Here is a 26,888-nt window from a genome sequence, read left to right as displayed (position 1 = left end):
TGCGCAACATCCTGCGGGGTCTTCGGCTAACGCTTTTCCCGCAGGTGTCTCGGGCTCTCCGCTTTAATCCGCCATATTGCTTATTGAGGTACCTGTTTATATAATCGATCATGACCTTTGCGATATGAGGCGTAAGGTGCCTCATTTTTCGACTTTCGGTAAGAACTACGAACGGCGTTTCTGGGACACGGATCTATTTGAAATGGAATCCGCCCTTGTCTGCCTTACACGAGGACCCGCGGTAAAAGAGAAATCTGAGGAAGAGCGAGTTCCACTGCGATTCCGAAAGGAATGCCTATAATCGGTTTATGTTCTGTTACGATAAGAAGTGAAGAGATCTCTTAATAAAAAGGAGCATTTCATTGGAATCAGAAAAAATACTGAAAAAACTGCAGTACAAAGGCAGCGACACACCAGTTCTCATTCTCGGAGCGCCACAGTCTTACAATGAAGTAATGGAATCCATCGGGGCGCGTGTTGATACAGAAGTTGTCGAAGAACGGTATACCTTTGTCCAGCTTTTTGGCACAACCAATCAGGCAATCCGGGAAGAGGTGGAAAAAACAGCAGGCCTCCTCGGCGAAAATGCCCTTTTTTGGCTTTGTTATCCTAAGAAATCTTCCAAAGCTTATCAGTCTGACTGCAGCAGGGAGACGGTTGCCAAGATTCCCGCTGATTTTGGATTCGAACCGGTCCGCCAGATTGCCATTGATGATGACTGGTCCGCATTAAGGTATCGGAAGGTGTCGGATATAAAAAGGATGACTCGGTCATTTGCTTATACGGAAGAAGGAAAGAAACGAACGGAATAGGGTAAAGTATGACTACTATGGAGCGCAATCAGCGCTCCTTTTTCCTTTGGACGGCCAACGTCCCGTCTGGCAGATATTCTGCATAGAACACATCCGAAACGGAAGTGATGTTTTGTTTTCTCAGTTCACTGATCAGCCATTCTGACGATAAGCCAAGCTCGTTCATTTCATGGCTGACCATCTGACCATCAAGCACGACGGATGTCGGCAGATTCCTTTGGATTTTAGAAGGGATCTGTAAATCTTCTTTAGTGACCGGAAGTTGTCCGGGTTTCATCATGACACTCAGCTGGCCGTTCGGTTCGAGAATGGCATAGTCCACACTGGAAATGGAAAATGCTTTTTCCCGACGCAACAGCATACTAAGGTCATTCATGTTCAGCCTGAGCTGCGAGAGTATATCTTCCTGCACAATACCTTTGCGGATGAGGATAGAAGGTTCTCCGTCAATCAAAAGCCGGGTTTTCCTTGACTTCAGTCCGGCAATCCCGAGAAGAATGACCGCGCCGCCCCAGACTATCAGGGCGATCAAGTCATGGACGGTATCATTTCCGGCGGGTTTGACTGCCAAATCGGCCGTAATTGAACCGATTGTAATGCCTGCAATGTAATTAAAATAAGTCAGCTGGCTCATCTGCTTTTTGCCCATAATCCGGGTGAGGAGGAGAAGGGCGAAAAATGCGAACAGCGAGCGCAGAATGGTGACCAGGTATTCGTTCATGACGTCCAAATCATTCCACTCCCATAAAATATTGATCAGTATAGGGTGTGGAATCCGAATCAAACTATACAAAAAAGCACCGGCTTTCCATTTTGGAAAGCCGGTGCCACTAGCGGAGATGAGAGGATTTGAACCCCCGCGGCGCGTGAACGCCCTAACTGATTTCGAGTCAGTCCCCTTCAGCCTCTTGGGTACATCTCCATGTTTTGATGACAAGAAAAATTATAGCACCTGAGGAAAAAGGGCGCAACCCTTCTGTCCGTATTTTTTTGCGAGGTTTTAAAGTCATGCCGGCTGGTTCATTTGGTTTATTCGACAGTGAAAACACAGTTGGAAACCGGGTCGAATGAACTGCCACTTTGTTCTGATTTCAGGAGGAGGTGAGCTTGTTATGATAAAACTGTCTGAATTATGAATCGGAGGAGGCAGTTGGATGAAAAAGAAGACCATTGCATTTTCACTTGCGGCAATGCTTGCAGCAGGCGCCGCAATGCCCACAGCAGTCGTTGCCAAGCCGGTCGAGGCAGGGTACCAGGCAGCGCTTGACCAGTTCGACCAAAAAGCGATCCGGAAAATCGATGTGGACCGGATCTACAACCACATCGCTATTCTTTCCGAAGAGCCGCGCGTGGCGGGAACAAAAGTTGAAAATCGGGCTGTTGAGTATCTGAAAGGCGAGTTTGAGTCGTACGGCTATGACGTTGAAGTACAGCCGTTCAAGTACACCGGCTATACAGAACCTACCCGTATTGACCTTACTGTCCAGGGCTTTGAACGCGAGTTAAGCCCCGGCAACTTCACTTACGGGGTTTCCGGCGATGTGACGGCCAATCTCGTTGATGCAGGAATCGGCTCGGCGGCAGATTTTGAACGCATCGACGCGGAAGGAAAAATTGCCGTTATTCAGCGGGGAGAATTCAGCTTCGCGGAGAAAATCATCAACGCCTCGGAAGCGGGAGCCGCGGGAGTTATTCTCTATAATAATGGAACGGGCGCACTGAATGGTACGCTGGGCGGCCACGACGACCGCTTCATTCCGGCTGTATCGCTTTCACGGGAGGAGGGACAGGCAATTCTGGAGCTTTTGGAAGTCAACTCCGAAGCAGAGGCCCGGATTGTCGTTGAAGGAGCGGAAACAGGAGAGCACACTTCCCATAACGTAATCGCCACCAAGCACCCAACCAATAAAAAGAAGGATACCGGCGAAGTTATCGTCATCGGATCCCATATGGATTCCGTGCCAGGCGCGCCGGGCGCGAATGACAACGCTTCGGGCACCGCAGTGACACTGGAACTTGCCCGCGCTATGAAGAACCTGCCATCCGATACAGAGATCCGTTTTGCTTCGTTTGGCGCGGAAGAACTTGGCCTGATTGGTTCCCACCATTACGTTAGTGAGTTATCTGAGGATGAAAAAGACCGGATCATCGCAAACTTTAACCTGGATATGGTCGGCAGCCGCGATGCGGGCGACTTGATTGTCGCTTCCGTGGACGGGGAGCCCAACCTTGTGACAGAGCTGACCCAGAAAGCCAGCGAAAAACTAAACGGCGAGCCGACAACCCGTGGAAGAAGCGGTTCAAGTGACCATGTGCCGTTCCACCAGGCAGGCATCCCGGCAGCTCTCTTTATCCACAGCCCGCTTGAGCCGTGGTACCATACGCCGCAGGATACACTCGACAAGATCAGCAAGGAAAAGCTTTTGGATGTTGCTGAAATTGTGGCTGCAGCCGTATACGACCGCGCCCGCTTCGATAACCAGCACCCGAAAAACAAGGAACGCAAGGAAGCCCCAGTTCCAAAAGAAGCATTCTACGAACAATCCATCCATTAAGCCAGCACAGCCTCAAAAGCCGTCACTCCGGACTCCGGGTGACGGTTTTTTTAGGAGTGTTGCAAGGCGTGCCCATAGTGCAAATGGCGATCCCATGTTTCAAATGGTGAGTCCATAGTGCAAATAGCGCCCCATATTGCAGCCGTACGACAATCACGCTCCCATTTATAATTGGAATTTTAAATGTATCCAGCGGTTTGACAGCCATCTGACCGGACAAAAAGGTGCAAAATGTGTACACTTTTATTGATAGGAGGTGTCTGTTCTTGAAGGAATCCATCACCAGCACCGAGTTTCATTTTATTCTCCGGCAGGCGCGGAATGTGATGAATGGTCATATGCATGCCAATGACGAGGATGTGCTTGCCGCGGTCGGCCAGATGGCGATCGAGCGGGCTGAACAGTCTGCGGCAGATCTGCCAGACGAATTGGCTCAGGTGATCCGAATGATCGGAAACATCAGGGAGCGAGAAGACTTTGACCGATTCAGGGAACGGATCCAGCCGTTCGTCAGGCCGATGGCAGAAGTGACAGATATGGAGTTAAAGAAGATGTTCCCGAAAGTGAAAAATTTGCGCATGCCGAAGTTTGCAGAAGCGGTCCGTAAAGAACTGACTTACCTGGGCTGGAATGACCCGGGCACGAACCGGAAATATATCGTGTTTGAGAAAGGCGGCGGATTCACCGGCTTTTATGGACAGTTCCGCCCATCCGGCAAAAAAGGGGTCTGTTCGATTTGCAACGGAATCGATGAGACCGGTCTTTTCCTGACTGAGACCCGGCATGCCGGAGGCGAGACGTACACGAAACGTGGCAATTATATTTGCACAGACAGCATGGCCTGCAACAGGCGGCTGGATGACCGGACTCGGTTTGATGAGTTTATCAGGTCGGTCAAAAATTCTTGATGGGGGAGAACGGCATGGAAGGAAAGGTAGTGCTGATCACAGGGGCAGCTAGGGGAATCGGATATGAGATTGCAAAGGGATTCTCTGAAGCGGGGGCGAAAGTCGTCCTTTCTGATATGAATGAAGAAGGCGTCAAACAGGCTGCGTCAACGCTCGGGGAACACACCGAGGGCATAGTTTGTGATGTCACAAATGAAGACGATGTTATCCGGGCAATCAACTTTACGGTGAAACGGTTCGGCAATATCGATATTCTGATCAACAACGCCGGCATGCAGCATGTTGCCGATCTTGAAGAGTTCCCGACGGACAAATACCGCCAGCTCATTGACATCATGCTGGTCGGACCGTTCATGGCGACCAAGCATGTGCTGCCTCATATGAAAAAGCAGGGATGGGGCCGCATCATTAATATGGCATCCATCAACGGCCTGATCGGATTTGCCGGAAAGGCGGCCTATAATTCAGCCAAGCACGGCGTCATCGGCCTGACAAAGGTCGCTGCGCTAGAAACCGCACAGGACGGGATTACCGTCAATGCCATCTGCCCGGGCTACATCGATACAGAATTGGTCAGAAACCAGATGGGCGACCTTGCCAAGACAAGGGGTGTTTCGGTTGAGGAAGTCCTGGGAGAAGTGCTTTATCCTCTCATCCCGCAAAAACGCCTGATTGAAATCGGAGAAATCGTCTCGCTTGCCAAATACATCGCAAGCGACGATGCCAAAGGAATGACCGGCCAGGCGGTTGTACTGGACGGCGGCTACACGGCGCAGTAAATGAAGAAACCTTTGGAAGAGGCTGTTTTGGCAAGATTCATTCAGGGAATCCTACATGCAAACGATCATGACGATCAGACAGGGGGGATTTGCATTGGCCAAGCACTATCCGGACAGCCGTCCGTATCCGTACGATACGGAAAAACCGCTATGGGCATCGTTCTGGGTTGCTCTTGCGGGCATCGTAATTGTCGTCCTTCTCGAAGCCGTGATGTAAGAAAACCGGCAGCCTCCGCTCAGGGCCTGCCGGTTTTCTTATGCCTCGGTTATTTCCGGGGACGAATCTGGAAGGTAAAGCGCTCTTCGCTCGTGAATTTCCCGCCCACAAAGCTGCGTTCGATAAATGTCGCGCGTCCGTCGCGGTCGACGAGGATGACGGTTTGGCACCGGGTGCCGTAGCCGCTCATGCGGATGAAGAGCGGGGAAAGCGAGCGCTCCAGGTCGGGACCGACGCCTGTGTCCGGAAGACGGGGATCAGGGAACGGTTCCGCCATGCTCAAGATTTCAAAGAGAGCATCCGGGTCGATCGGACAGACATCATCGGCAATCCGCGATAAACGCTCAACCCCGTGTTCGACCTTCGGCCACGGCGTATTCAGCATGGCATTGCTGAGGCCATGCGTGCCGGGCGGAATCTCTCTGAAACCTCCCGTTGACTGATTCGTCTCATACATTAGACGACCAGGCGTCCCGGCGATAACATTGTAAAGGTCGTACTGTTTTCCCCGTTCGGAAAGGCGTTCCAACGTCTTTTCCATCGGCACCGAATCATCCAGCAGGTCCGTGACGATGCCGCCTCTGGTCCGCGCGCCAGGAGGAGGTGGCAGATCCGGCCTCCGGACATTGGTGAGGGCAGCAAATCGCCCCGAGTGAGTGAGCCCGAGCCAGGTCCCGCCCCCGGTCAGATCCTTGCCGGCAACAAGGCCGGCGGGCTGTTCCCATATATGGGCGGGTGCAGCCGGCCGGTCATAAAACTCATCCCGGTTGGCAGCCACGATCAGCGGATAGACCGGATGATCGCCGTGATTAAACAATACGAGACACATGGTCAACACCCCTTTGTCAGTTCCCAGTATACCCGACAGCGGAAGCGGGGGCGAGAATTCAAAATCCATCTATTTTCCCGTGCTTGCCCTCCCATATCCATGATAGAATGAGGATTAATTGTCGTATTTTGCGGTAATCAACTACTAAAATTTACATATCCATCAGCGGACGGAGTGAACAAATAATGAAATGCCCAAATTGCGGACATAAATCAGATCAATTTGAAGGGACTTGCCCGGAATGCGGTAATCGGATGACACGCGGCAACCGGAAAAAGAAAAGAAAAGGCATCATTGCCGGTACAGTTGCGGCATTGTTCATCCTGACAGGGGGGGCATTCGCGACACTCCAATTCTTGGGAGATGAAGAAGCGGCCGAGGAGCCGGTCGCCCCGGAGGTCGAGACTTTGCCGGAGACGGATGAACCCGACCGGACAGAAGAAGAGGAACAGCCTGAAGAAGCTGCGGAAGAGGAGGAGGCAGCTGAGCAGGATGCCGCCGAAGAGGAACCCGAGGAGCCGGTTGTCAGCGAGGGAACCGTAGAACGCGCGATCAAGGAAGACAATGCTGTTGCCCAGGAAGCCATCATTCTCCCGGAGAAGATTGCCGGACAGGAGCGGGATGTCCAGCAGATCATTAAAGAATCGTTGCCGAAGGTGTTCACAATCCTGACCGATGATAACATCGGCTCCGGTTTTCTTTACAAGAAGGGCGGGCTCATTGCCACCAACGCTCATGTGGTGAGCGGATTTACGGATGTCACGGTCCGGAACAGTGACGGCAAGGAAGCCGCGGGCCGGGTGATCGGCATCTCGGACCGCTCGGATGTGGCATTGGTCAAGGTCGATGACTTTGCCAATATCGAACCTTTCAAGCTGGAAAACGGCGTGACGCCGATCGGCACGGAAGTCATCGCGATCGGCAGTCCGCACGGCCTCTCGAATACGGTCACGACAGGCAAGCTGACCGCCCATGACCAGAATCTTGAGCTGGGCTTTATCTATGAAAATATTTATCAGATCAATGCGCGGATTGAACGGGGGAACAGCGGAGGCCCGCTGATTGATGCGAAGACGGGCAAGGTCGTCGGCATCAACTCCCTTGTGATGCAGGACAACAGCCTCGTAGGCTTCGCCATCCCTCTCTACAGCATGACAGGCCTGCTAGACCAGTGGGCGGCGAGCCCGATGTCTCCGGATCAGGTCGTCGGCGTTTTCGGTACGTACGATGAGTTTGAGGGCGGGGCCGCTTCGCCGGAAGATGACGAGTTTGAGGGTGGTTGGGAAGGCGATACGTTAAACGAAATCGCTCTTGAAAACTTCGCACTCAGCTTTGGTCACTTCCATTCACTCATGAAAGATGCGGGTGACTTCTTCTGGGTTGCGGACCTTGTCCTGCCGGGAAGTCCTGCCTATGATAAACTGACTCAAGAGGCGAATGAGCTGGCCGGCAGCGGCATCAGGTACAAGCTGACCGGTCAGGACGTCACATCTGTTGAAATTAAGGAAGACCATGCAATCGTTTATTCGACCGAAACAGAACAGACGACCGCAGCCGACGGTACGGTGGAAGAGACACAAGTAAACCGTGAATATACAGTCATCATCGACGAAAACGGCTTCTTCCAGGTGTCCGACGTCACAGTCGCCGAGTAAGCAAAAGGGGGAATTAGAATGGAAGAGTTGAAATCAGTTGAACAGTTTAACGAACTGAAACAGGAAGAACGTGTAGTGTTCATGTTCACTGCGGGCTGGTGCCCGGACTGCCGCTTTGTGGATCCGTTCATGCCGATGATCGAAGCGGACTATCCGGAGTATACCTTTGTTTCTGTGAACCGGGACGAATTCATCGATCTGTGCGGGGAACTGGACATCTACGGAATCCCGAGCTTTATCGCCTACAGCGAAGGCGAAGAGACCGGCCGCTTTGTCAGCAAGGACCGCAAGACAAAAGAAGAGATCGAGTCTTTCCTGGATGGCCTTGCCTCCTGAACCGATTGAAAAACGCCTGCCGGCCCGGCAGGCGTTTTGTCGTTCATTGGGGTTGATAATGTGTAATCTCGGCGGGGGAACATATTAACCCGGCGAGTGAACGTGTAAACTCAATGGGCGAACGTGTAAAGTCGCCGTCCAAATGTGTAAACGGGTCACACTCTGTGCGGTTCCAGTGAAGCCAGCCGCTCCCGGATGCGGCGTTTCCGGTAAAGGATGGCACCGGCTTCAGCGAGTTCGGAAATCGTGTTCCGGTTGGTGATGGCGCCGAACACGAGCCCTGCCACCGGAATCAGCTGGAACATTTTTTTCATCCCCCAGCGGTCCCGGAAAGAAAGGACGACTTCACGCCAGCCCTTCAGCTCCGAAACGATTTCCCGGCGGGTTTCCTCGCTGCCTCCGTCCAGATGGTCCAGTTGTTTCAGGGTGGCCTCCCTGCCATGGCTGTCTGAAGTGACAAACTGCATCACCTTGACGATGAACAGCCGCTCCTTGGGATCCTCGGGGTCGTAACCGTAGCACATGGCGATGTCCTGGAGGGTCTTTAGCTGAAGGCCGAGCAGGACGGGAATATCCAGCGACAGGGTGAAGATGCCGCCAAAGCCTGTCGATGCCCCCTGCACGGTCGCCATCTTCGTCCTGTTGCCGGCGACACGGTCCGCGGCTTCATCCATCGCGGAGACCGGCATCCGCGCCGCATCGGCAATCGTGCGGACCTGCTGGTTGCTGAAATAGTTGGCGACCGATTTTTCCGAGCTCAGGTATCCTCCGCCCGTCTGGACAAATTTGCCGAGTTCGTCCAGCGCCTTTCCGACCTTGTCCTGGATAAAGTCCGGGGTCACCTTGTCCAGCAGCGCGAAGGGAATCCTGCCGATCCGGTCCCAGATTTTCTTTTTCCCCTGGGATTTCTCCCATTTGCGGATCTGTTCCAGTTCCTGTTCCAGCCATTGTCTTGATTCCATAAGCAGCCTCCGTCCGTTTTGTCTGATCTATATACGACTCTTATACCCGAATTGTTTCATGGAAAGCGCCAGCCGGGCTGGATCAGTTTGCCTGTGTGTGCCGTTCGGCTACAATAGAACTGGAATCCAATTAGAAATCGGGTGTTGCCAATGAATCAAGTCATCATCATCGGCGGCGGAATCCTGGGAGCTTCCGCCGCCTATCATCTTGCAAAAACAGGACATGCGGTAACAGTCATTGATCGCGGAGAACCGGGGCAGGCGACAGGAGCCGCCGCGGGCATTATCTGTCCGTGGCTGTCGCAGCGCCGGAACAAGGCGTGGTATGCGCTTGCCAAAGGCGGAGCGGCCTTTTATCCGGAACTCATCCGCTCCCTCGAACTCGACGGTGAGACGGAAACCGGATATCGCCGCGTCGGCGCGGTAAGCGTACATACAGACCCGGCAGTGCTGGATCTTGCGGAAAAACGGGCGACCACCCGAAGAGTCGAGGCTCCCGAAATCGGGGAAATCCGAAGACTCAGCGAAGAGGAAACACGGGAACTTGTCCCGATGCTCGGCGAAGGGTTTGCCTCGGTCTGGATCAGCGGGGCGGCCAGAGTCAACGGAGGTCAGCTTCGGGACGCAATGCTATCCGCGGCCAAAAGACATGGCGCGTCAATTGTCCATGGCTCAGCGGTCGTTTCCGCGGCAGACGGGAAAGTAAACGGGGCGGTGGTTAACGGTGAGCTGATCCGCGCAGACGCCGTTATGGTGACAGCGGGTGCCTGGGCGCCGGAAGCGGTGGCGCCGATCGGATTGAAGCTTGAAGTCCATGCCCAGAAAGCCCAGATCCTTCATTTGCGGCTTGAGAATAAGCATACAGAAGAGTGGCCGGTCATCATGCCGCCGCGCCGCCATTACATCGTTCCGGCAGATGACGGAAAGGTCATCGTCGGAACGACCCATGAAGACGATCACGAATTTGAGATGACACCGACTGCCGGAGCGATCCATGAAATGCTCGACAAGGCGTTTGTCACCGCGCCGCCTTTAAAAGACGGCATTTTCGAGGAAGTAAACGTGGGCTACCGGCCGTTCACGGCGGACAACCTGCCTGTCGCCGGACAGCTTGGCGGGGTCAGCGGTCTATATTTCGCAAACGGGCTTGGCTCTTCGGGGCTGACTGTGGGGCCTTACCTCGGCGTCCAGCTTGCCAAAATGGCAACGGGGGAGCCGCTGGACATTGATCCATCACTGTACAGTCCGGATAAGGCAATCACAGGGGAGTAAGGGGGAGACACGATGTCGGCGGCTACTGCTGCTTCATTGAAACGGGCGCCGGATCCCGTTTATCCGGTCATGTTCGCCATCGGCGGATGCCATCTTTTGAACGATGCCATTTCCGCCGTCGTGCCGGCGATGTACCCGATCCTGCAGGCGGAAAACGGGTTCAGTTATTTTCAGCTGGGACTGATTACATTCGTGCTGCAGATGCTGTCATCGGTCATGCAGCCGGTGGTTGGCATCATCAGTGACAAAAAACCGCGTCCGTTCATGCTGCCGGCAGCCATGGTACTTGCATTTATCGGGATTCTGTTGCTGGCATTTTCGCCTGAATACTGGATGCTTCTCGTCGCGGCCATGTTCCTCGGTCTCGGTTCGGCGATCTTCCACCCGGAAGGATCCCGCGTGGCGTATCTGGCCGGCGGGGCAAAGCGGGGCATGTCCCAATCAATCTTCCAAGTCGGAGGCAATAGCGGACAGGCTCTCGCGCCGGTCATCACGGCATTGATCCTCATTCCGCTCGGGCAGGCAGGGGCCGCCTGGTTCCTGATCCTTGCCGCAGCGGGGGTTCTCATCCTGTTTCGTGTCGCTCGATGGACGAGCAATCGACTCAGGGAAGAGAATGAAGCAGCCAAGGGCAAGAAGCGCCGGATTTCCGGAATTTCCGGACTGACACCAGGAAAGGTTAAAGCCGGGCTCGCGCTTCTCCTGATCGTCATCTTCGTTCGGTCATTTTACGTGGTGAACATGCAGGGTTACTACGTTTTTTATCTGACAGGCGAATACGGGCTGACCGTTCGCCAGGCTCAGTACTTTATTTTCATGTTCCTGGCACTCGGCGCGGCCGGAACATTTTTCGGCGGGCCTTTCGCGGACCGTTATGGAAGGAAGCGGGTCATCGCGGCCTCTGCCCTCATTCCGATACCGCTTGCGGCGGCACTGCCTCACCTGCCGATCTGGCTGGTCGCACCGGTGCTCGGTGTCATCGGGTTCGTGCTCATGTCGAGCTTTTCGGTTGCCGTCGTCTATGCACAGGAACTCGTACCGGGGAAAATCGGCACGATGGCCGGATTGACCGTAGGCTTTGCATTCGGCATGGGTGCGATCGGATCCGTCGCAATCGGTGCTTTCATGGATATGGCTGGGGTCTATACAACAATGGTTATCATCAGCCTTTTGCCGATTCTCGGGCTGGTCTCCCTGTACTTGCCGGATGAACGCCGGGCTGCGCCGTTGTAAAAAGTGGCAGTCTCCAAAAAATGCAGTATAAACGGAGGTCGGAAAACGCTTCCCGTTTTCGGTGAATTCCGTATATAGCGGTCTTGCTTGAAAACTTCTGTTGCCGTGATATACTAAGCCCAATCAATATCAGACGCTCATATAATCGCAGGGATATGGCCTGCAAGTTTCTACCGGCCCGCCGTAAACGGGCCGACTATGAGAGGCAGAGGAAATCGGGATGGGGGACAGCCCCCGTCTTGTTTCTTTTCCACCGGAATCATTCAGCCGGCGGCCATGCCCCTCCAAAGGGCATCGGCCGCCGTTTTTTTGGTTTCTTGCCAATTGAGCGCCGTGGTAAACAAACGGGAGGAATCATTTTGAAACAGCTTCACGAAAAGATCTCTTCAGAAGGACGCGTGCTTTCGGAAGAAGTGCTGAAGGTGGACTCTTTCCTGAACCACCAGATCGACCCCAAGCTCATGCAGGCAATCGGGGAAGAATTCTCCCGCAGGTTTAAAAATGACGGAATCACCAAAATTCTGACCATAGAGTCGTCGGGCATCGCGCCATCCGTCATGGCCGGGCTGATCATGGGCGTTCCGGTCGTCTTCGCCAGGAAGCGGGCTTCGCTGACCCTTACGGAAGGGCTGATCAGCGCGGAAGTCAAATCGTTCACCAAGCAGACGGTGAACACCATCTCCGTTTCCGGTGACTATGTGACCGCGGACGACCGACTCCTGATCATCGATGATTTTCTGGCCAATGGCCAGGCGGCCATTGGCCTGCTGGATATCGCAGAACAGGCCGGAGCGTCGGTCGCCGGAGTGGGAATCGTTATTGAAAAAGGATTCCAGCAGGGCGGCAGGTTCCTTCGCGATCAGGGCGTGCGGGTCGAATCGCTCGCCATCATCGACTCTCTTGAAGATGGCAAAGCCGTTTTCCGTGAGGAGGCTGAAACACGATGAAGCAGGGAATCCGTGAAACAACGCTCGGCATCCAGCACCTTCTCGCGATGTATGCGGGCGCTGTGCTTGTACCTCTCATCGTAGGCGGCGCCATCGGCCTCAGCGCCGAACAGCTGACTTATCTGGTCGCGGTGGATATCTGCCTGAGCGGGGTGGCGACACTGATGCAGCTTGCCTCCAACCGCTTCTTCGGAATCGGCCTGCCGATCGTGCTCGGCTGTACGTTCACCGCGGTCGGCCCTATGATCGCCATCAGCGGAGAATATGGCCTGTCGGCACTTTACGGCTCGATCATTCTATCTGGTTTGTTCATCGTGCTGATCAGCCCGTTCTTCAGCATGCTGAGGAAATTCTTCCCGCCGATTGTCACCGGTACGGTCGTCACGATCATCGGTCTTACGCTCATCCCGGTTGCCATCAACAACATGGCAGGGGGGCAGGGTTCCGCAGACTTCGGATCGGCGGCCAATGTGACACTCGCTTTTGCAACTCTGATGATCATCATCCTGATTTATAAATTCTCGACCGGTTTCATCCGCGCGATTTCCATCCTTCTCGGGCTGGTGGCCGGAACGCTTATGGCGGCGGCAATGGGAATGGTCAGCTTCTCCAATGTCAGGGAAGCCTCCATGTTCCATATGCTTGAGCCGTTTTATCTGGGAACTCCTTCGATCGTATGGCCGGCAGTTATCACGATGTGCCTCGTGAACATCGTGTCTCTCGTTGAATCGACCGGAGTCTATTACGCGCTGAGCGATATCACGGGCAAGAAGATTACGAGAAAAGACCTTTCCCGCGGGTATCGTGCCGAAGGGCTTGCGGTTATGTTGGGCGGCTTCTTTAACGCCTTCCCTTATACGGCATTTTCCCAGAACGTCGGACTCGTCCAGATGACCGGAGTCAAAACTCGCCGTGTGATTGTCATTACCGGAATCATGCTGATCGCGCTCGGCTTCCTCCCGAAAGTCGCCGCCATCACCACCATCATCCCGACTTCAGTGCTGGGCGGGGCGATGCTGGCGATGTTCGGTATGGTTGCCACACAAGGCATCAAGATGCTGAGCAAATGCATGGGCGAATCTCAGGAAAACTCCCTGATCGTGGCCTGCTCGGTCGGCCTCGGCCTCGGCGTCTCCGTGGTTCCCGATCTGTTCAGCGCACTGCCGCAAGGCGTGCAGATCCTGACCAGCAACGGTATCGTCGCCGGTAGCTTCACTGCCATTGCGCTGAATATCGTCTTCAACATGCTGCCGTCCAAAGTATCCGTACCGGCAGCCGACAAAAGCACCGCCGTTGTGAAAGAAAGCGCGCAGGAAGCTTCCTGATACAGAAAAAGCCGCACTGTCATTTCGGCAGTGCGGTTTTAAATTGCGGACCGATTCCGGGCACTTTGTCATCGCGTCGCATGGAATCCTTTATGAAAGCAGAAATGATAACAGTCGACACAACCATCAACTTTTTTCGTTGGTGAAACACTATCTATCACCACTCGCATCCGTCTACCCCATCAGTCAGCTAAAGGAATTCAGAAATCCCATCCTGTGCGGGACTGCTAAAATAGATGGGATGCAACAGGGAGGGGACCGGTTTGAAAACATTTAGGCAAACTGTATTCAATGATTATCTGCTGATCCTCTTCGGATCGGCACTGGTAGGGCTTAGTTTTAATCTGTTTTTGCTGCCGGCCAGGCTGGCGGCCGGCGGAGTATCCGGAATCAGCACCATCATTTATGAACTTTATGGCGCCAACCCTGCTTATGTGCAGTGGCTGATCAACATTCCGCTTTTCATTCTCGCGGTCATCCTGGCCGGGAGAGATTTCAGCATGAAGTCCCTCGTCGGTACTTTATTCGTCCCGTTCACCATCTGGGTGACGGGCGGTATAAACCTTGGCGTGCAAAATCCGCTTTTATCCTCAATCTACGGCGGAATCCTTCTCGGGGTCGGGCTTGGCATCGTCTACCGGGGCAACGGGTCCACCGGAGGGACGGCATTGATTGCGCAGATCCTGAAAAAGTTTACCGGGATCTCGAGCGGATTCGCCCAGCTGATCGTGGATGGAGGGGTCGTCCTGGCATCGGCGTTCGTCTTTGATTTTGAACTCGCGCTGTTCGCTCTGATGTCCATCTATGTAACTAGTAAAGTCATCGACTTCGTCCAGTTGCAGACTTCGCCGCAAAAACTGATCCTGATCATCACCGAGAGGGAAGACGAAGTAAAAAAGATTATCCGGGATGAAATTGATCGCGGGCTCACAAAGCTTCGAGTGACGGGCGGGCATTCCAACCGCGAACGCACCATGATTCTTTGTGTCGCGGAACAATCGGAAGCGGTGTACCTGAAAAAAATGCTTAATGAGAAAGAACCTGCTTCCTTTGTCGTTTTCCTGAATGCCTCGGAAATTTTGGGCCATGGCTTTTCGAAAGAACGGATTTACGAATAGGCCGGCAGTCCGCTCCGAAAAAGCAGAGCGGACTGCCGGCTTTTGCTGTTTATGGCGGAGACTTTCCGGGAATGGTGGAAATGCTATTGATTTCGGATGGTTTAAGCAATTGCGTAAATGAATTAGTAGGACATTAAGCATTTACAATTGTATGGCCTATTTGATACCTTTAATAACGAGAATGTCTGATGTCAGACAACAAACTAATCGATCCGCCTTCCACCCGCGTAGGCAGGATTTGAAATGATAGGGGATTAGTCATGAATATTTTGTGGGGCCTGATGGGTATGGCCGTCGTTCTCGGTATCGCTTTTCTGTTTTCAACCGGGAAAAAGTCGATCAACCCGCGAACAATCATCGGCGGTCTTGCGCTTCAGCTGCTGTTTGCATTTATCGTCCTTAAGTCGGAGATCGGCCGGAAGATCCTGTTGAATGTGACCGAAGCCGTCAACAATGTGATCGGCTATGCCGGGGAAGGGATTTCGTTCCTGTTCGGACCGCTCGCTGACGGCAACGGAGAGTTGGGTGTCATCTTCGCCTTCCAGGTATTGACCATCATCATCTTCTTCTCGTCTCTGATTTCGGTTCTTTACTACCTTGGCATCATGCAGTGGATCATCAAACTGCTCGGCGGCGGACTTTCGAAGCTGCTTGGGACAAGCAAGACAGAGTCCACTTCTGCGGCGGCGAATATCTTCGTCGGCCAGACGGAAGCACCTCTCGTGGTCCGTCCGTTCCTGAAGAACATGACCAACTCGGAACTTTTCGCGGTCATGACCGGAGGCCTTGCTTCCGTAGCCGGTTCCACACTCGCTGGATATGCGCTTCTGGGCGTTCCGCTTGAGTATCTGATCGCGGCAAGCTTCATGGCTGCCCCGGCAGGTTTGATCATGGCAAAAATCATCATGCCGGAAAAAGAAAAGCCGAAAGATGATGAGTTTGTCATGGAAAAAGACACCGGTGCCACCAACGTCATTGATGCTGCAGCAAAAGGAGCGGGGGACGGAATGTCTCTTGCACTCAATGTCGGTGCGATGCTTCTCGCATTTATCGCACTGATCGCCCTTCTGAACGGTCTTCTCGGAGGAATCGGATCCTGGTTCGGCGCAGAAGACCTCACGATTCAGAGCATCCTTGGCTATGTGTTCTCGCCACTTGCGTTTGCCATTGGCGTTCCATGGCAGGAGGCGGTGCAGGCGGGCAGCTTTATCGGCCAGAAGCTTGTGCTGAACGAGTTCGTGGCATACGCATCGTTTGCCCCTCAGATTGCCGAGCTTTCCGATAAGACGGTTATGGTCATCAGCTTCGCGCTCTGCGGCTTCGCAAACCTGAGCTCGCTTGCGATTCTGCTCGGCGGCCTTGGCGGCATGGCGCCGGAGCGCCGTCCGGACATCGCCCGCATGGGGATGCGTGCCGTTGCGGCGGGTATGCTTGCTTCACTGCTTAGCGCATCGATCGCCGGCATGTTCATGTAATCTTATAGGTGAATTGGAAAAGGGATGCGTCCGCATAAGCGGAGCATCCCTTTTTAATTCGGCAATGTTCTTCAGTTGAAGCCAATCGTTTCCGTTTTTCTCCCCCGTTTTGCTTTGGGGGTTCTTTGCCGCGGTATGAATCCACTCACATGCTAACCCAAGCAACGCAATCCCTACCTGCTATTGCGTCCTTGCGGCCCTATAGCCGCGCCAGCGTGAATGAGTGTCCTCCGCATCATGCGAATGGACGCCAGTTCTAACCGATTCCGTTCAAAATGAAACATCACAAGTTTCTACAATATCAGATGCACAATCGTAAGTCAAAGGAAATGATTTCATATGAGTTGCTGCTCGGCATACTCCCTGTAAACCGGATGGGAGTCGAATAACTCCTGGTGAGTACCGGTTCCGGTCACTTGCCCTCCCTCGATGAAAATGATGCGGTCGGCATCAACAATCGTGGACAGACGGTGTGCGATGGCAAATGTCGTGCGGCCGGCCATGAGGCGCTGAAGGGCTTCCTGCACAATCCCTTCCGAATGGCTGTCGAGGCTGGCCGTAGCCTCATCCATCATGAGGATCTTCGGATTTCTGAGAAACGCCCGGGCAATGGCAATTCGCTGTCGCTGGCCGCCGGAAAGCCGGATGCCCCGCTCTCCGATTTCGGTGTCGAGGCCTGCAGGGAAACTCCTGATGAATTCCGAGGCGAACGCCATATCTGCCGCCTGCCAGATCTTTTCTTCAGGGGTGCTGTCCTGTTCGAGCCCGTAGAGAAGATTATCCCGGATCGTTCCGGATATCATCGCACTCTCCTGCGGGACATAGCCGATCTGGCTCCGCCAATTCTCGAGGGACAGGGCGGCAATCGGTGTATCCCCGACGCGGATTTTTCCGCTGTCCGGTTCGTAAAACCGTTCAAGCAAAGCGAACATCGTGGATTTGCCTCCGCCGCTCGGCCCGGCGAAAGCGATCATTTCACCCGGATACGCACGGAACGAAATGCTTTTCAGGACCGGCTCTTCGGGCTTGTAGGAAAAGCTTATGTCTTCCACGATGATCGGAAGACCCGAAACATCCAACTTGGCCCCGTTCTGTCCCGGCTCCGGATCCAGGCTGAGAATCTGGATAATCCGTTCCGTCGCTCCCTTGGCTTTCTGCAGCTGCGTAAAGAACATGGCAAACGTCGTGACGGGGAAGACAATCTGAAAAAGATACAGCAGAAAGGCGACCAGCGTTCCTGTCGACATCGAGCCGTCCGCGACGCGCATACCGCCGTAGACGATAATGAATGCGATGACCACCCACATGATAAGGCCCATCAGCGGGCCGATGATTGCATTGATCCGCGCTTCCCGGAGCCCGAAGTCAAACAGCCTCAGAATTCCGCCCATGCCTCTTTTCTCCTCGTCTTCCTCGGCGTTCGATGCCTTCATCAGACGGATCTCACTGATGGTCTGCTGGATGCTGCCGCTGAAGGCGGCGGTCTCGTCCTGCATGCCGCGGGAAATCTTGGCCATCCGGCGGCCGAGGGGAATCATGAGCGCCATCGTGACCGGGATGGAGATCAGCATGACGAGCGTCATCTGCCAGTCGAGGACCAGCAGCAGGACCACCGCGCCGATAATGGAGATGATGCCGCTGATAAACTGCGGCACATGGTTCGAAATGAGTTCCTTTACAATTCCCGTGTCATTGACGACCCGGCTGACCGTTCCGCCGCTTGTCTCCGCGTCGAAATGCGAGACCGGGAGCCGGAGCAGCTTGCGCCACATCTTTTCTCGCAAATTCGCAACGAGCTTCTGCCCGGTGTAACTCAGGAGATAAGTCGAGATCCCGTCGATGACGGTCTGAATAAGAAATGCGGCTATAATGGCCGCAATCAGCATAGGGCTCAAGGTTGCCAGGGAAAACCCGTCAACCAGCTGTTTGGTAAGAAGCGGGATGGCGAGCCCGACGACAGTTGTGATGAGAAAACCGGCGATGCCGACCCCGAACGCCGCTTTCGGGATGCCTGTAGAACGGATCAGGCGGATAAACAGCCCGATGCCGGCGTCCTGTTGTTCCTTGTTAATTGGTGCCATAGAGACACTCCTTTCAATCGCTGATCACTATACGGAATAACCAGCCGGAAAGTTCCTTTGCCTATGTAAGCAGGATCGTTCAGTTAATTCCGCCTTCAAGGGATTTTCCTTTTTTATGGTATAATGAAAGGCATTGTGCAGTTTCGGACGGGGGGATGGACATGCGCTGGAGGGGGCGGCTCATCGCAGCCGGTATTGTTGTGCTGTTCAACATCATGCGTTATTTCTACTATCATGTCTATTATGACTTGCCGTTCGACGGCACGTTCTTCGTGCTGACGGCGGTTTTTCTGGCCGTCGCCTACGCAGTCGGCTACCACTATGACCGTGCGGATTATCTGTCGAGGCGGGACCCGCTGACAGGTGCCTACAACCGCCGATCGCTGATTGACCATGTCAGAAAACTACGGCTTTCAGGACATCCGGGATACGCAGTTGTCCTGTTTGATCTTGACGACTTCAAAGAGATCAACGATACGTATGGGCACGAAGCCGGAGACGCCGTTCTCCGTGATTTCGCAGAGACTCTTACGGATTTCATCGGCAGCCGGGGGATCATCGCCAGGTGGGGAGGGGACGAATTCCTCGCCATCTTCAAGGATGCGGATGAAGACTTTAAAATCTATGGAGCGGAAGAAATTGCAGCCCGGATGAATTCCCTCGGCTATGCCGGGGGCCGGTCGATCGGCGTGTCGTTCGGCATTGCAGTCGCTCCTGCTGATGGTGAGGACCTGGAGTCCCTGGTGGATGCGGCGGACCATGCGTTGTATGTCAACAAAACAGGCAGAAAGAGTCAAGTCTGAATACTTGTCGGATTGCCCTGCATCGTTTAGGATAATAAAAGAATTTCAACGGAATGAGGCAGAATATACAATGAAACAATCGATTTACGGATTGACCTTTGAACAGCTTCAGCAATGGATGGCGGAACATGGCCAGCAGAAATTCCGTGCGGCTCAAGTTTGGGATTGGCTGTACAAAAAACGGGTCAAGTCGTTCGATGAAATGAAAAACGTCAACAAGGATTGCCGCGCGATTCTCGATGGCGCATTTACGATCCGTACAATGGACATCGAAGTCAAACAGGAATCCGCGGACGGTACGGTCAAGTTCCTTTTCCGTCTGGCGGACGGCAACCTGATCGAAACGGTCCTGATGCATTTCAGCTACGGGCAATCGGTGTGCGTGACCACCCAGGTCGGCTGCAACATCGGCTGCAGCTTCTGTGCGAGCGGACTTCTCCGGAAGAGCCGAGACCTGACGGCCGGTGAGATTGTGGAACAGATCATGAACGTCCAGGAGCACCTTGACGGTCTCGGAACTGGCGAACGCGTTTCCAATATTGTTGTCATGGGCATCGGTGAGCCGTTCGACAACTACGATCACCTGATGAACTTCCTGCGGATCGTCAACGACGGGAACGGACTCGGCATCGGCGCCCGCCACATTACCGTTTCGACAAGCGGTCTCGTGAAGGGCATCCGCAAGTTTGCCGACGAGGACCTGCAGGTCAACCTCGCGCTCTCGATCCATGCACCGAACAATGAGCTGCGCACGCAAATCATGAAGATCAACAAGGCGTTCCCTCTTGAGCAGGTCATGGACGCCATCGATTACTTCCTGTCGAAGAAAAACCGGCGCATCACGTTTGAATACATCCTTCTTCATGATGTGAACGACCATGTCGAGGAAGCTCAGCAGCTCGCCAAGCTTCTGCAGAACAAAAAGCACCTCAGCTATGTCAACCTGATTCCGTACAATCCGGTTGAAGAGCATGACCGCTATAGCCGCAGTACTCCTGAGGCGATTGCCGCGTTTGAAAAGACGCTGAAAGCCAAGGGCATCCAATGCGGCGTCCGCCACGAGCAAGGCACCGATATTGATGCGGCATGCGGACAGCTCCGCAGCAAGCAAATCAAAAAAGACGTCTCCTGACGGCAACGGCACGGAAATTCATTTCCGTGCTTTTTTCTTTGCCCGGATTCCGGTATCGTTGACCGAAAGGGGGGCTTCCGATGAAAAATGAAAACGTGTTATTCCGTCCCGCGGTACGTGCCGATCTTGAGGGGATCGTCGGCATGCTGGCAGACGACAAGCTGGGCCGGACACGGGAAAATCCGAAATTGCCGCTTGAGCGTTCTTACGGAGATGCGTTCCGCGCCATTGATGAGGACCCGAATAATGAGCTGATCGTGGCAGAATTAAACGGAAAGCTCGCGGGCGTTCTGCAGCTTACATTTCTTCCATCCATCACGTACAGGGGAAGCTGGCGGGCGATGATTGAAGGTGTCAGGACGGCATCCTCCATGAGGGGGAGGGGAATCGGCAGGGAACTCATCCGGCATGCGATTGGACTTGCCGAAGAAAAGGGATGCAGGCTCGTCCAGCTGACCACAGACAAGAGCCGTCCGGATGCCATCCGGTTCTATGAAAGCCTCGGATTCAGCCCGACTCATGAGGGCATGAAAATGCGGCTGGATAAGGGGGACGGGAAAGAATGAAATCGGTTTTTGCTTTCGAAAGCCCGGGGGAAGGGGCCGCTTACGAAACGACCGTCAAACGGCTCATGATGCGGCTCGGTTCCTACGAAGCGTTTCTCCGCAATGCGTTCGGCCTTACGGAAGTGCCGAAGGCCATAGTGTGGACGAGCGGGGATCTCGCGCGGGATGTATTCGGGAATGTTCCGATTCCTGCCTATACCCGGGAGGATCTGATTTTCATGTGTCCAGATCAGGAGGAATGGAAGCGGATCATGTTCGAACAGATGGACGGGGAAGACCTTCCGGATGTGAGGGCGTTTTATGAATCGTCGGGTGAGGCGCAGCTTCTTGATATCCTGGCCCACGAACTGACTCATCATCTGGATCTGTTCCCCGATGATTTTGAGGACGAACGAACGGACGCCATCTGGTTCGAGGAAGGCATGTGCTTTTATCTGCCCAGACGGCATTTGCTTGGCGATACTTACTTCAATGACGTGACAGTTGCAGAAAAGGACCTTTACGATGCGCTGAAACATCGATACGGCAACCACTCGCTTGATGACTTTGGAGCGGCCTCCTATAAAGGAACGCTTCCTTCCATGATGTTTGACTACTGGCGCAGTTTTCTGGCGGTCTGTGAACTGGTCGGGCGGGAAAACGGGAGCGCCCATGGGGTGTTCCGCAAGTACAACACCTGGCATGAAGAAGGCAGGGAGAAGCCCCTGACCGAATACTTTGGAATAGAGCTCTGATTGAACTGAACATTCCGACTTTAATAGTTTCTGTCATAAACGGGGCCGCGCCACATATGTATATATAGGCTGCGGTTCTATTTCTAGGTGCGCGGCAAACTAATTTCCACCATAGAAGAGATAGAGGTTGAAAAGTTCTGCGCTTTCTGACAATATAGATAATGGTAGGAAGAAAGCGCATACAAGAAAGGGAGGAATGAACAAATGGTAGAAGTGATCAAGTCCCGGGTTTATGCGAAGCCGAACACGGAAGGTGCAAAAGTCAACTTCCGCGAGAAGTACGATAACTATATTGGAGGGCAGTGGGTGCCTCCGGCTAAGGGTGAGTACTTCGACAACATCACCCCGGTGACGGGCCAGGTGTTCACGAAAGTGGCACGTTCCACGGAAGAGGACATCGAGAAGGCGCTTGACGCCGCGCATGCCGCCAAGGATGCCTGGGGCAAGACTTCCGTCCAGGAGCGCTCCAGGATCCTCCTGAAAATCGCGGACCGCATGGAAGAAAACATTGAAAAGCTGGCCGTCGCGGAAACGTGGGACAACGGCAAGGCCATTCGTGAGCCGCTCAATGCCGATATTCCGCTTGCCATCGACCATTTCCGTTACTTCGCGGGCGCGCTTCGCTCTCAGGAAGGCGGCATCAGCCAGGTTGACGAAAATACGGTCGCCTATCATTTCCATGAGCCGCTCGGCGTGGTCGGACAGATCATTCCATGGAACTTCCCGATCCTCATGGCGGTCTGGAAGCTCGCGCCGGCGCTAGCGGCAGGAAACTGCGTGGTCCTGAAGCCGGCCGAGCAGACACCGGCGTCGATCATGGTGCTGGTCGAGCTGATCGAAGACCTCCTTCCTGCAGGCGTCGTCAACGTCGTGAACGGCTTCGGTCTTGAAGCAGGCAAGCCGCTCGCATCCAACCCGCGCATCAGCAAAATCGCGTTCACCGGCGAAACGACGACCGGCCGCCTGATCATGCAGTATGCGTCCCAAAACCTCATTCCGGTTACGCTCGAGCTCGGCGGCAAGTCGCCGAACATCTTCTTTGAAGACGTGTTCGAAGAAGATGATGCCTTCCTCGACAAGGCGGTCGAAGGGTTCGTCATGTTCGCGCTGAACCAGGGCGAAGTGTGCACATGCCCATCCCGTGCGCTGATTCAGGAATCCATCTATGACAAATTCATCGAGCGCGCCATCAAACGCGTCGAGGCGATCAAGACCGGCAACCCGCTGGATCCGGATGTCATGATGGGTGCCCAGGCATCCAACGAACAGCTGGAGAAAATCCTCTCCTATCTGAAGATCGGCAAGGAAGAAGGCGCGGAATGCCTGACAGGCGGCGAGCGCAACCAGCTGGAGGGCGACCTCGAGGAAGGCTACTACGTCAAGCCGACGGTCTTCAAGGGCAACAACAAAATGCGCGTCTTCCAGGAAGAGATCTTCGGACCGGTCGTGGCGGTCACGACGTTCAAGGACACCGAAGAAGCCCTTGAAATCGCCAACGACACACTCTACGGCCTCGGTGCGGGCGTCTGGTCCCGCGATATGAACACCGCCTACAAAATGGGCCGCGGCATCCAGGCCGGCCGTGTCTGGACGAACTGCTACCATGCCTACCCGGCGCACGCGGCATTCGGCGGATACAAGATGTCCGGCATCGGCCGCGAAACACACCAGATGATGCTCTCGCACTACCAGCAGACGAAGAACCTCCTCGTCAGCTACGACGAGAACAAACAGGGCTTCTTCTGATCCGGAAGGAGGGTTTCGAATGGTCGAACGCGTCACCGCGACGGATGAAGCGATCGAACTGATCCGGAAGCTGCAGGAAAAGCACGGGCCGGTCATGTTCCACCAGTCCGGAGGCTGCTGCGACGGTTCGTCCCCGATGTGCTACCCAGAAGGCGACCTGCTGATCGGCAGCCAGGATGTCCTCCTCGGCGAGATCGGCGGTGCCAAGTTCTACATGAACAAAAACCAGTATGACTACTGGAAACACACCCAAGTCATCATCGATGTCGTCGATGGACGGGGAGGCATGTTCTCCCTGGAGGGAGTGGAGGGGAAGCGGTTCCTCTCGCGGTCCAGGGCCTTTACGAAAGATGAGACCGAAGCGCTCGGCATTTAAAAGTGACACCGGCCATTTATGGATGAACTGAACCCCGAACTACGGACACTTTAAAAAAGTCCGGTTCGGGGTTTTTGCGTTGTCAAAACTCCGATATACTGAACACAAAGTTGAACGGAGGAGATTTTGATGAGCCGCCCACCCATTAGTGAATCAGCTGAAGGCCGTGAAGGCCTATCAGGAAGGCAAGACGCCCTATGAAATCTTCCTGGAGGCGGGGCTGGATCCCAAACAGATCGGCACTGATACGCCTACACAATCATTGAAACGGTGGAGAAAATCGTATGAATCGCTTGGCGAGGAAGGACTGTTGTCCGAGCGCCGGGGACGCGGAAGTAGAGTACACAGAGGTTGGGGTTGTTAAAGATGAAGAAGAAAACTTTGTTAATCATCTTTTGCGTTGCATGGATTCTACTAGAAATATATTTTATAGTTAAAAATTATTTAAACCAAGTTCCGTTTGGTACAAACGTAATTCTATTGGTAGGTTTTCTGGGAGCGTTATATCTAATACTTAAGAGAGGAGACTTTGCTTCGGCGAAAAAAAACAAGACTAAATATCAATAAGCAGACTTCCCGGTAATAGGTCGGACGCTTTCTGTTTCTAAGCTTTTCTAAGAGTAGTGTATCTTCAATAGCGAAGGTCCAATAAATAAGCACGGACCGGTCATGTTCCCTCAGTCAGGAGGCTGCTGCGACGGATCATCCCTGATGTGCTACCCCCAAGGCAACCTGCTGATCGGCAGCCAGGATGTCCTCTTCGGCGAAATCGGAGGTGCCAGTTCTATATGAACAAAAACCAGTATGACTACTGGAAGCACACACAAGTCATCATCGACGTCGTCGACGGACGGGGAGGCATGTTCTCCCTGGAAGGGGTGGAGGGGAAGCGGTTCCTCTCGCGGTCCAGGGCCTTTACGAAAGATGAGACTGAAGCGCTCGGTATTTAAAAGTGAAACCCGCCATTCATTGGATGGCGGGTGTTTTCATGTTTGGATCGGGAACGAATTGTGCCAGTTCAAAACAGGACACGTCCTATTGTGACGGGAGCATGGGAAGCCCTCACACGTTGATATGGATTAAAGTGAAAAAGTGGATACGTTATCGGACCAACCGAGACGCTGATCAACCTCTGAATAGGTGTGTCGACCGGCGTATTTTCTATTGGGGAAGGACATACATGGGCGAATTTACAATTGATGGTCGCAGGAAGCTCGGAATTGATATAATGGACCTACAAACGAATTGTGTAGTGGTTATTTCGGAGGGTAAGGCAAAGGTCCGCTAACTTCCGTAGTTTGGGGAGTATAAGATAGTGACGCATCAGGGGGAAAGTTAAGCGGATGCGGAGGGAAGAGTTTTGAAAACCTTAAGAGCGATTCATACCCAGGCTGACAAAAAAAATTTTGAATCTGATTCGTTCAATTCAAGACGGGGCGACATTCAGGTCGTCAAGAGTTTTATTTACTTACTACACGGTTCATCTCTTTGATTGTCTTCTAGTTAGTGGTTGCAGACGGGCATATTCACCCTGGAAAATGAATGGATATTGGAGGATTCCCTCTTGTGAATGTCGAATGTCGGAAGAGGCTAAGGGGGATGCAAAGTGAAAATGAGCGAAATTGATGAGTTAAAGGATTTTGAGCTATTTGTGAAGTTCACACAAGAAAAACATGTAGATTCGTTATTGAACGGAAACTTTTATATGAAAAACATAAATTATTTCATTGAACTCGAAAATAAAAACAAAATTAAAGGGGTAGGTGATAAATGGGAAGCTGCTCATGTTTTCGAATCTAATGAGATGTATCTATACGATAGTAAAGAGAAAAAAATCATAAAGCACCTAGGAAGAGGCGAAATAATTACTCGATATGAGCAAGCGAAAAAGGTTCCTATATTTTGCTTTTCCAGATTCACTGCAAATGACTATTCGCTCTTTGAAGATACTGATACTTACTTGAGTTTTAAGTTGAACATCGGCGAGGACTTAAAGAAATTTAAGGAGTTTGGAGATACAGCAGTTATATTTCCAAGAGATATAGAAGAGATATTTAGACACGCAACAGATTCAGCGGGACTTCACTCAGTTTTCAAGGAAATACAATACGATAGCTTTTCTGGAAAAAGTTTAAGTAAATTGGAAGCATTAAATCAAAGATCGGTTAAAATGTTTTTTTGGAAAAGCAAATTGTTTAGATACCAAAGAGAAGTAAGATTGGCATTGTATAACACATTCGTTGATGATAATTTTGTGTTAAAAACTGACATTATTAAGAATGCTTCAATAGTAAGTAAAATAGGTGATTTCTTAGAGCGTTCAGTAATCATTGTTTACAAGAAAAATTCTAGCGCTGATTAAGGTGCCGTCTAATTGTATGACACCCGCCATTCAATGGATGGGGGTGTTTTCGTGATTGTGTGCAGCTCTTTTCGTTAGTCTTGCTAATGTACGTACATCCGTTCTACCATAAAGAATAAGAAAAGAATAAGAGGGAGGTGATCCCATGGCAGAACATATTTTCAAATTGAAAGCTGATTGGCCGGGTCATCGGAATGATGTGGGTGAGATTGAGTCAGGGAATCTGAAGACGAAGATTTCCATCCCTCCGGAAATGGACGGCCCGGGAATCGGGACGAATCCTGATGAGATGCTTCTGGGGGCGGCGGCGACCTGTTATATCATCACGCTGGCGGCCATGCTGGAGCGTTCCGGTATCGACAAGGAGTCGCTCACGATGGATTCCGAGGCGACCGTGGATGTGACGAATGGGGTCTTTACCTATAAGAGGATTGTGCACAAGCCGAGGCTGGTGCTTGCTGCGGGGACAGACGAGAAGAAGCTCTCCCTTGCCAGGCGCCTGACGGAAAAGGCAGAGTCGTCCTGCATGATCAGCCGGGCCATCAAAGGGAATGTCGAAATCGGCCTCGAGGCGGAAGTCCTGCGGGCCGGGGAAACGGACTGAGCCGGAAAACCGATTCTGTGCGACGGCCTGAGATGGTCTATAATCATATATATAGAAAAGA

At 53.0% G+C, this 26,888-nt stretch carries 25 protein-coding genes, 1 tRNA gene, 1 pseudogene and 1 riboswitch; of the genes and pseudogenes, 22 read left to right on the top strand and 5 right to left on the bottom strand.

Annotated elements, in window-relative coordinates:
• Positions 1-362: 362 nt before the first annotated feature.
• Positions 363-812 (top strand): DUF3052 domain-containing protein, encoded by a 450-nt coding sequence (locus KHA84_RS08595; protein WP_213423111.1) that lies wholly within the window; start codon positions 363-365, stop codon positions 810-812.
• Positions 813-840: 28 nt separating this feature from the next.
• Here KHA84_RS08595 and KHA84_RS08590 read toward each other — a convergent pair whose 3' ends face one another.
• Positions 841-1,533, bottom strand: coding sequence for a YetF domain-containing protein (locus KHA84_RS08590; protein ID WP_213423128.1), 693 nt, complete (start codon positions 1,531-1,533; stop codon positions 841-843).
• A gap of 113 nt (positions 1,534-1,646) precedes the next feature.
• Positions 1,647-1,734 (bottom strand) — tRNA-Ser (locus KHA84_RS08585).
• A 232-nt stretch (positions 1,735-1,966) separates the two neighbouring features.
• On the opposite strand from KHA84_RS08585, the gene KHA84_RS08580 reads away from it, so the two are divergent.
• From KHA84_RS08580 to KHA84_RS08565, 4 genes are all read left to right on the top strand, one after another.
• Positions 1,967-3,367, top strand: coding sequence for a M20/M25/M40 family metallo-hydrolase (locus KHA84_RS08580; RefSeq protein ID WP_213423110.1), 1,401 nt, complete (start codon positions 1,967-1,969; stop codon positions 3,365-3,367).
• A 266-nt stretch (positions 3,368-3,633) separates the two neighbouring features.
• Complete coding sequence (locus KHA84_RS08575) at positions 3,634-4,275, top strand: FusB/FusC family EF-G-binding protein (protein WP_213423109.1); 642 nt, start codon at positions 3,634-3,636, stop codon at positions 4,273-4,275.
• Positions 4,276-4,289: 14 nt separating this feature from the next.
• Entirely contained in the window at positions 4,290-5,054 is a 765-nt protein-coding gene (locus KHA84_RS08570; protein ID WP_213423108.1) for a 3-hydroxybutyrate dehydrogenase, read from the top strand.
• Positions 5,055-5,109: 55 nt separating this feature from the next.
• Entirely contained in the window at positions 5,110-5,271 is a 162-nt protein-coding gene (locus KHA84_RS08565) for a hypothetical protein (protein WP_213423107.1), read from the top strand.
• A 49-nt stretch (positions 5,272-5,320) separates the two neighbouring features.
• On the opposite strand, the gene KHA84_RS08560 is transcribed toward KHA84_RS08565, so the two are convergent.
• Positions 5,321-6,100 (bottom strand): NRDE family protein, encoded by a 780-nt coding sequence (locus tag KHA84_RS08560; protein ID WP_213423106.1) that lies wholly within the window; start codon positions 6,098-6,100, stop codon positions 5,321-5,323.
• 254 nt (positions 6,101-6,354) lie between these two features.
• Between KHA84_RS08560 and KHA84_RS08555 the strand changes: the two genes are divergently transcribed.
• A complete protein-coding gene (locus tag KHA84_RS08555; RefSeq protein WP_213423105.1) occupies positions 6,355-7,755 on the top strand; it encodes a S1C family serine protease in 1,401 nt (466 codons plus the stop codon).
• 18 nt (positions 7,756-7,773) lie between these two features.
• Positions 7,774-8,091, top strand: a complete 318-nt coding sequence (locus KHA84_RS08550; RefSeq protein ID WP_213423104.1) for a thioredoxin family protein — start codon at positions 7,774-7,776, stop codon at positions 8,089-8,091.
• 155 nt (positions 8,092-8,246) lie between these two features.
• Here the strand turns inward: KHA84_RS08550 and KHA84_RS08545 are convergent, their stop codons facing one another.
• Positions 8,247-9,053, bottom strand: a complete 807-nt coding sequence (locus tag KHA84_RS08545) for an EcsC family protein (RefSeq protein WP_213423103.1) — start codon at positions 9,051-9,053, stop codon at positions 8,247-8,249.
• A 150-nt stretch (positions 9,054-9,203) separates the two neighbouring features.
• Here KHA84_RS08545 and KHA84_RS08540 point away from each other — a divergent pair, with 150 nt between their 5' ends.
• From KHA84_RS08540 to KHA84_RS08515, 6 genes are all read left to right on the top strand, one after another.
• A complete protein-coding gene (locus tag KHA84_RS08540) occupies positions 9,204-10,325 on the top strand; it encodes an NAD(P)/FAD-dependent oxidoreductase (protein ID WP_213423102.1) in 1,122 nt (373 codons plus the stop codon).
• Positions 10,326-10,337: 12 nt separating this feature from the next.
• A complete protein-coding gene (locus KHA84_RS08535) occupies positions 10,338-11,558 on the top strand; it encodes an MFS transporter (RefSeq protein ID WP_213423101.1) in 1,221 nt (406 codons plus the stop codon).
• Between the two features lie 117 nt (positions 11,559-11,675).
• Positions 11,676-11,777, top strand: a riboswitch (purine riboswitch).
• Positions 11,778-11,917: 140 nt separating this feature from the next.
• Positions 11,918-12,505 carry a xanthine phosphoribosyltransferase gene (locus KHA84_RS08530; RefSeq protein ID WP_213423100.1) on the top strand — a complete coding sequence of 196 codons (588 nt, stop codon included), beginning with the start codon at positions 11,918-11,920 and terminating at the stop codon, positions 12,503-12,505.
• Positions 12,502-13,830 carry a nucleobase:cation symporter-2 family protein gene (locus KHA84_RS08525; RefSeq protein WP_213423099.1) on the top strand — a complete coding sequence of 443 codons (1,329 nt, stop codon included), beginning with the start codon at positions 12,502-12,504 and terminating at the stop codon, positions 13,828-13,830. The genes KHA84_RS08530 and KHA84_RS08525 overlap by 4 nt, the downstream gene beginning before the upstream one ends.
• Before the next feature lie 263 nt (positions 13,831-14,093).
• Positions 14,094-14,948, top strand: coding sequence for a YitT family protein (locus tag KHA84_RS08520; RefSeq protein ID WP_236823189.1), 855 nt, complete (start codon positions 14,094-14,096; stop codon positions 14,946-14,948).
• 260 nt (positions 14,949-15,208) lie between these two features.
• Positions 15,209-16,423, top strand: a complete 1,215-nt coding sequence (locus KHA84_RS08515; RefSeq protein WP_213423097.1) for a NupC/NupG family nucleoside CNT transporter — start codon at positions 15,209-15,211, stop codon at positions 16,421-16,423.
• A 335-nt stretch (positions 16,424-16,758) separates the two neighbouring features.
• On the opposite strand, the gene KHA84_RS08510 is transcribed toward KHA84_RS08515, so the two are convergent.
• Positions 16,759-18,504, bottom strand: coding sequence for an ABC transporter ATP-binding protein (locus KHA84_RS08510; RefSeq protein WP_213423096.1), 1,746 nt, complete (start codon positions 18,502-18,504; stop codon positions 16,759-16,761).
• A 161-nt stretch (positions 18,505-18,665) separates the two neighbouring features.
• Here KHA84_RS08510 and KHA84_RS08505 point away from each other — a divergent pair, with 161 nt between their 5' ends.
• The 9 genes and pseudogenes from KHA84_RS08505 (at position 18,666) to KHA84_RS08465 (ending at position 26,827) form a co-directional block, all read left to right on the top strand.
• On the top strand, positions 18,666-19,307 hold the full coding sequence (locus KHA84_RS08505; RefSeq protein WP_236823188.1) for a GGDEF domain-containing protein: 642 nt from the start codon (positions 18,666-18,668) through the stop codon (positions 19,305-19,307).
• 70 nt (positions 19,308-19,377) lie between these two features.
• Positions 19,378-20,439 (top strand): dual-specificity RNA methyltransferase RlmN, encoded by a 1,062-nt coding sequence (gene rlmN / locus KHA84_RS08500; protein ID WP_213423094.1) that lies wholly within the window; start codon positions 19,378-19,380, stop codon positions 20,437-20,439.
• A gap of 80 nt (positions 20,440-20,519) precedes the next feature.
• Positions 20,520-21,005 carry a GNAT family N-acetyltransferase gene (locus tag KHA84_RS08495; protein ID WP_213423093.1) on the top strand — a complete coding sequence of 162 codons (486 nt, stop codon included), beginning with the start codon at positions 20,520-20,522 and terminating at the stop codon, positions 21,003-21,005.
• A complete protein-coding gene (locus KHA84_RS08490; protein ID WP_213423092.1) occupies positions 21,002-21,739 on the top strand; it encodes a hypothetical protein in 738 nt (245 codons plus the stop codon). Before KHA84_RS08495 ends, KHA84_RS08490 begins: the two co-directional genes overlap by 4 nt.
• Before the next feature lie 204 nt (positions 21,740-21,943).
• Positions 21,944-23,485, top strand: a complete 1,542-nt coding sequence (gene adh / locus KHA84_RS08485; RefSeq protein ID WP_213423091.1) for an aldehyde dehydrogenase — start codon at positions 21,944-21,946, stop codon at positions 23,483-23,485.
• A 19-nt stretch (positions 23,486-23,504) separates the two neighbouring features.
• Positions 23,505-23,861, top strand: coding sequence for a DUF779 domain-containing protein (locus tag KHA84_RS08480; protein ID WP_213423090.1), 357 nt, complete (start codon positions 23,505-23,507; stop codon positions 23,859-23,861).
• A gap of 627 nt (positions 23,862-24,488) precedes the next feature.
• Positions 24,489-24,811: pseudogene (locus KHA84_RS08475) on the top strand (DUF779 domain-containing protein).
• 656 nt (positions 24,812-25,467) lie between these two features.
• Positions 25,468-26,223, top strand: coding sequence for a hypothetical protein (locus tag KHA84_RS08470; protein WP_213423089.1), 756 nt, complete (start codon positions 25,468-25,470; stop codon positions 26,221-26,223).
• Between the two features lie 145 nt (positions 26,224-26,368).
• Positions 26,369-26,827 carry an OsmC family protein gene (locus KHA84_RS08465; RefSeq protein ID WP_213423088.1) on the top strand — a complete coding sequence of 153 codons (459 nt, stop codon included), beginning with the start codon at positions 26,369-26,371 and terminating at the stop codon, positions 26,825-26,827.
• Positions 26,828-26,888: the final 61 nt, after the last annotated feature.

Origin of the sequence: Bhargavaea massiliensis (assembly GCF_018390575.1) — a bacterium.
GTDB lineage: Bacteria > Bacillota > Bacilli > Bacillales_A > Planococcaceae > Bhargavaea > Bhargavaea massiliensis.
Note: the sequence above shows the minus strand (reverse complement) of the source record. Positions and strands in the feature narration are given on the sequence as shown.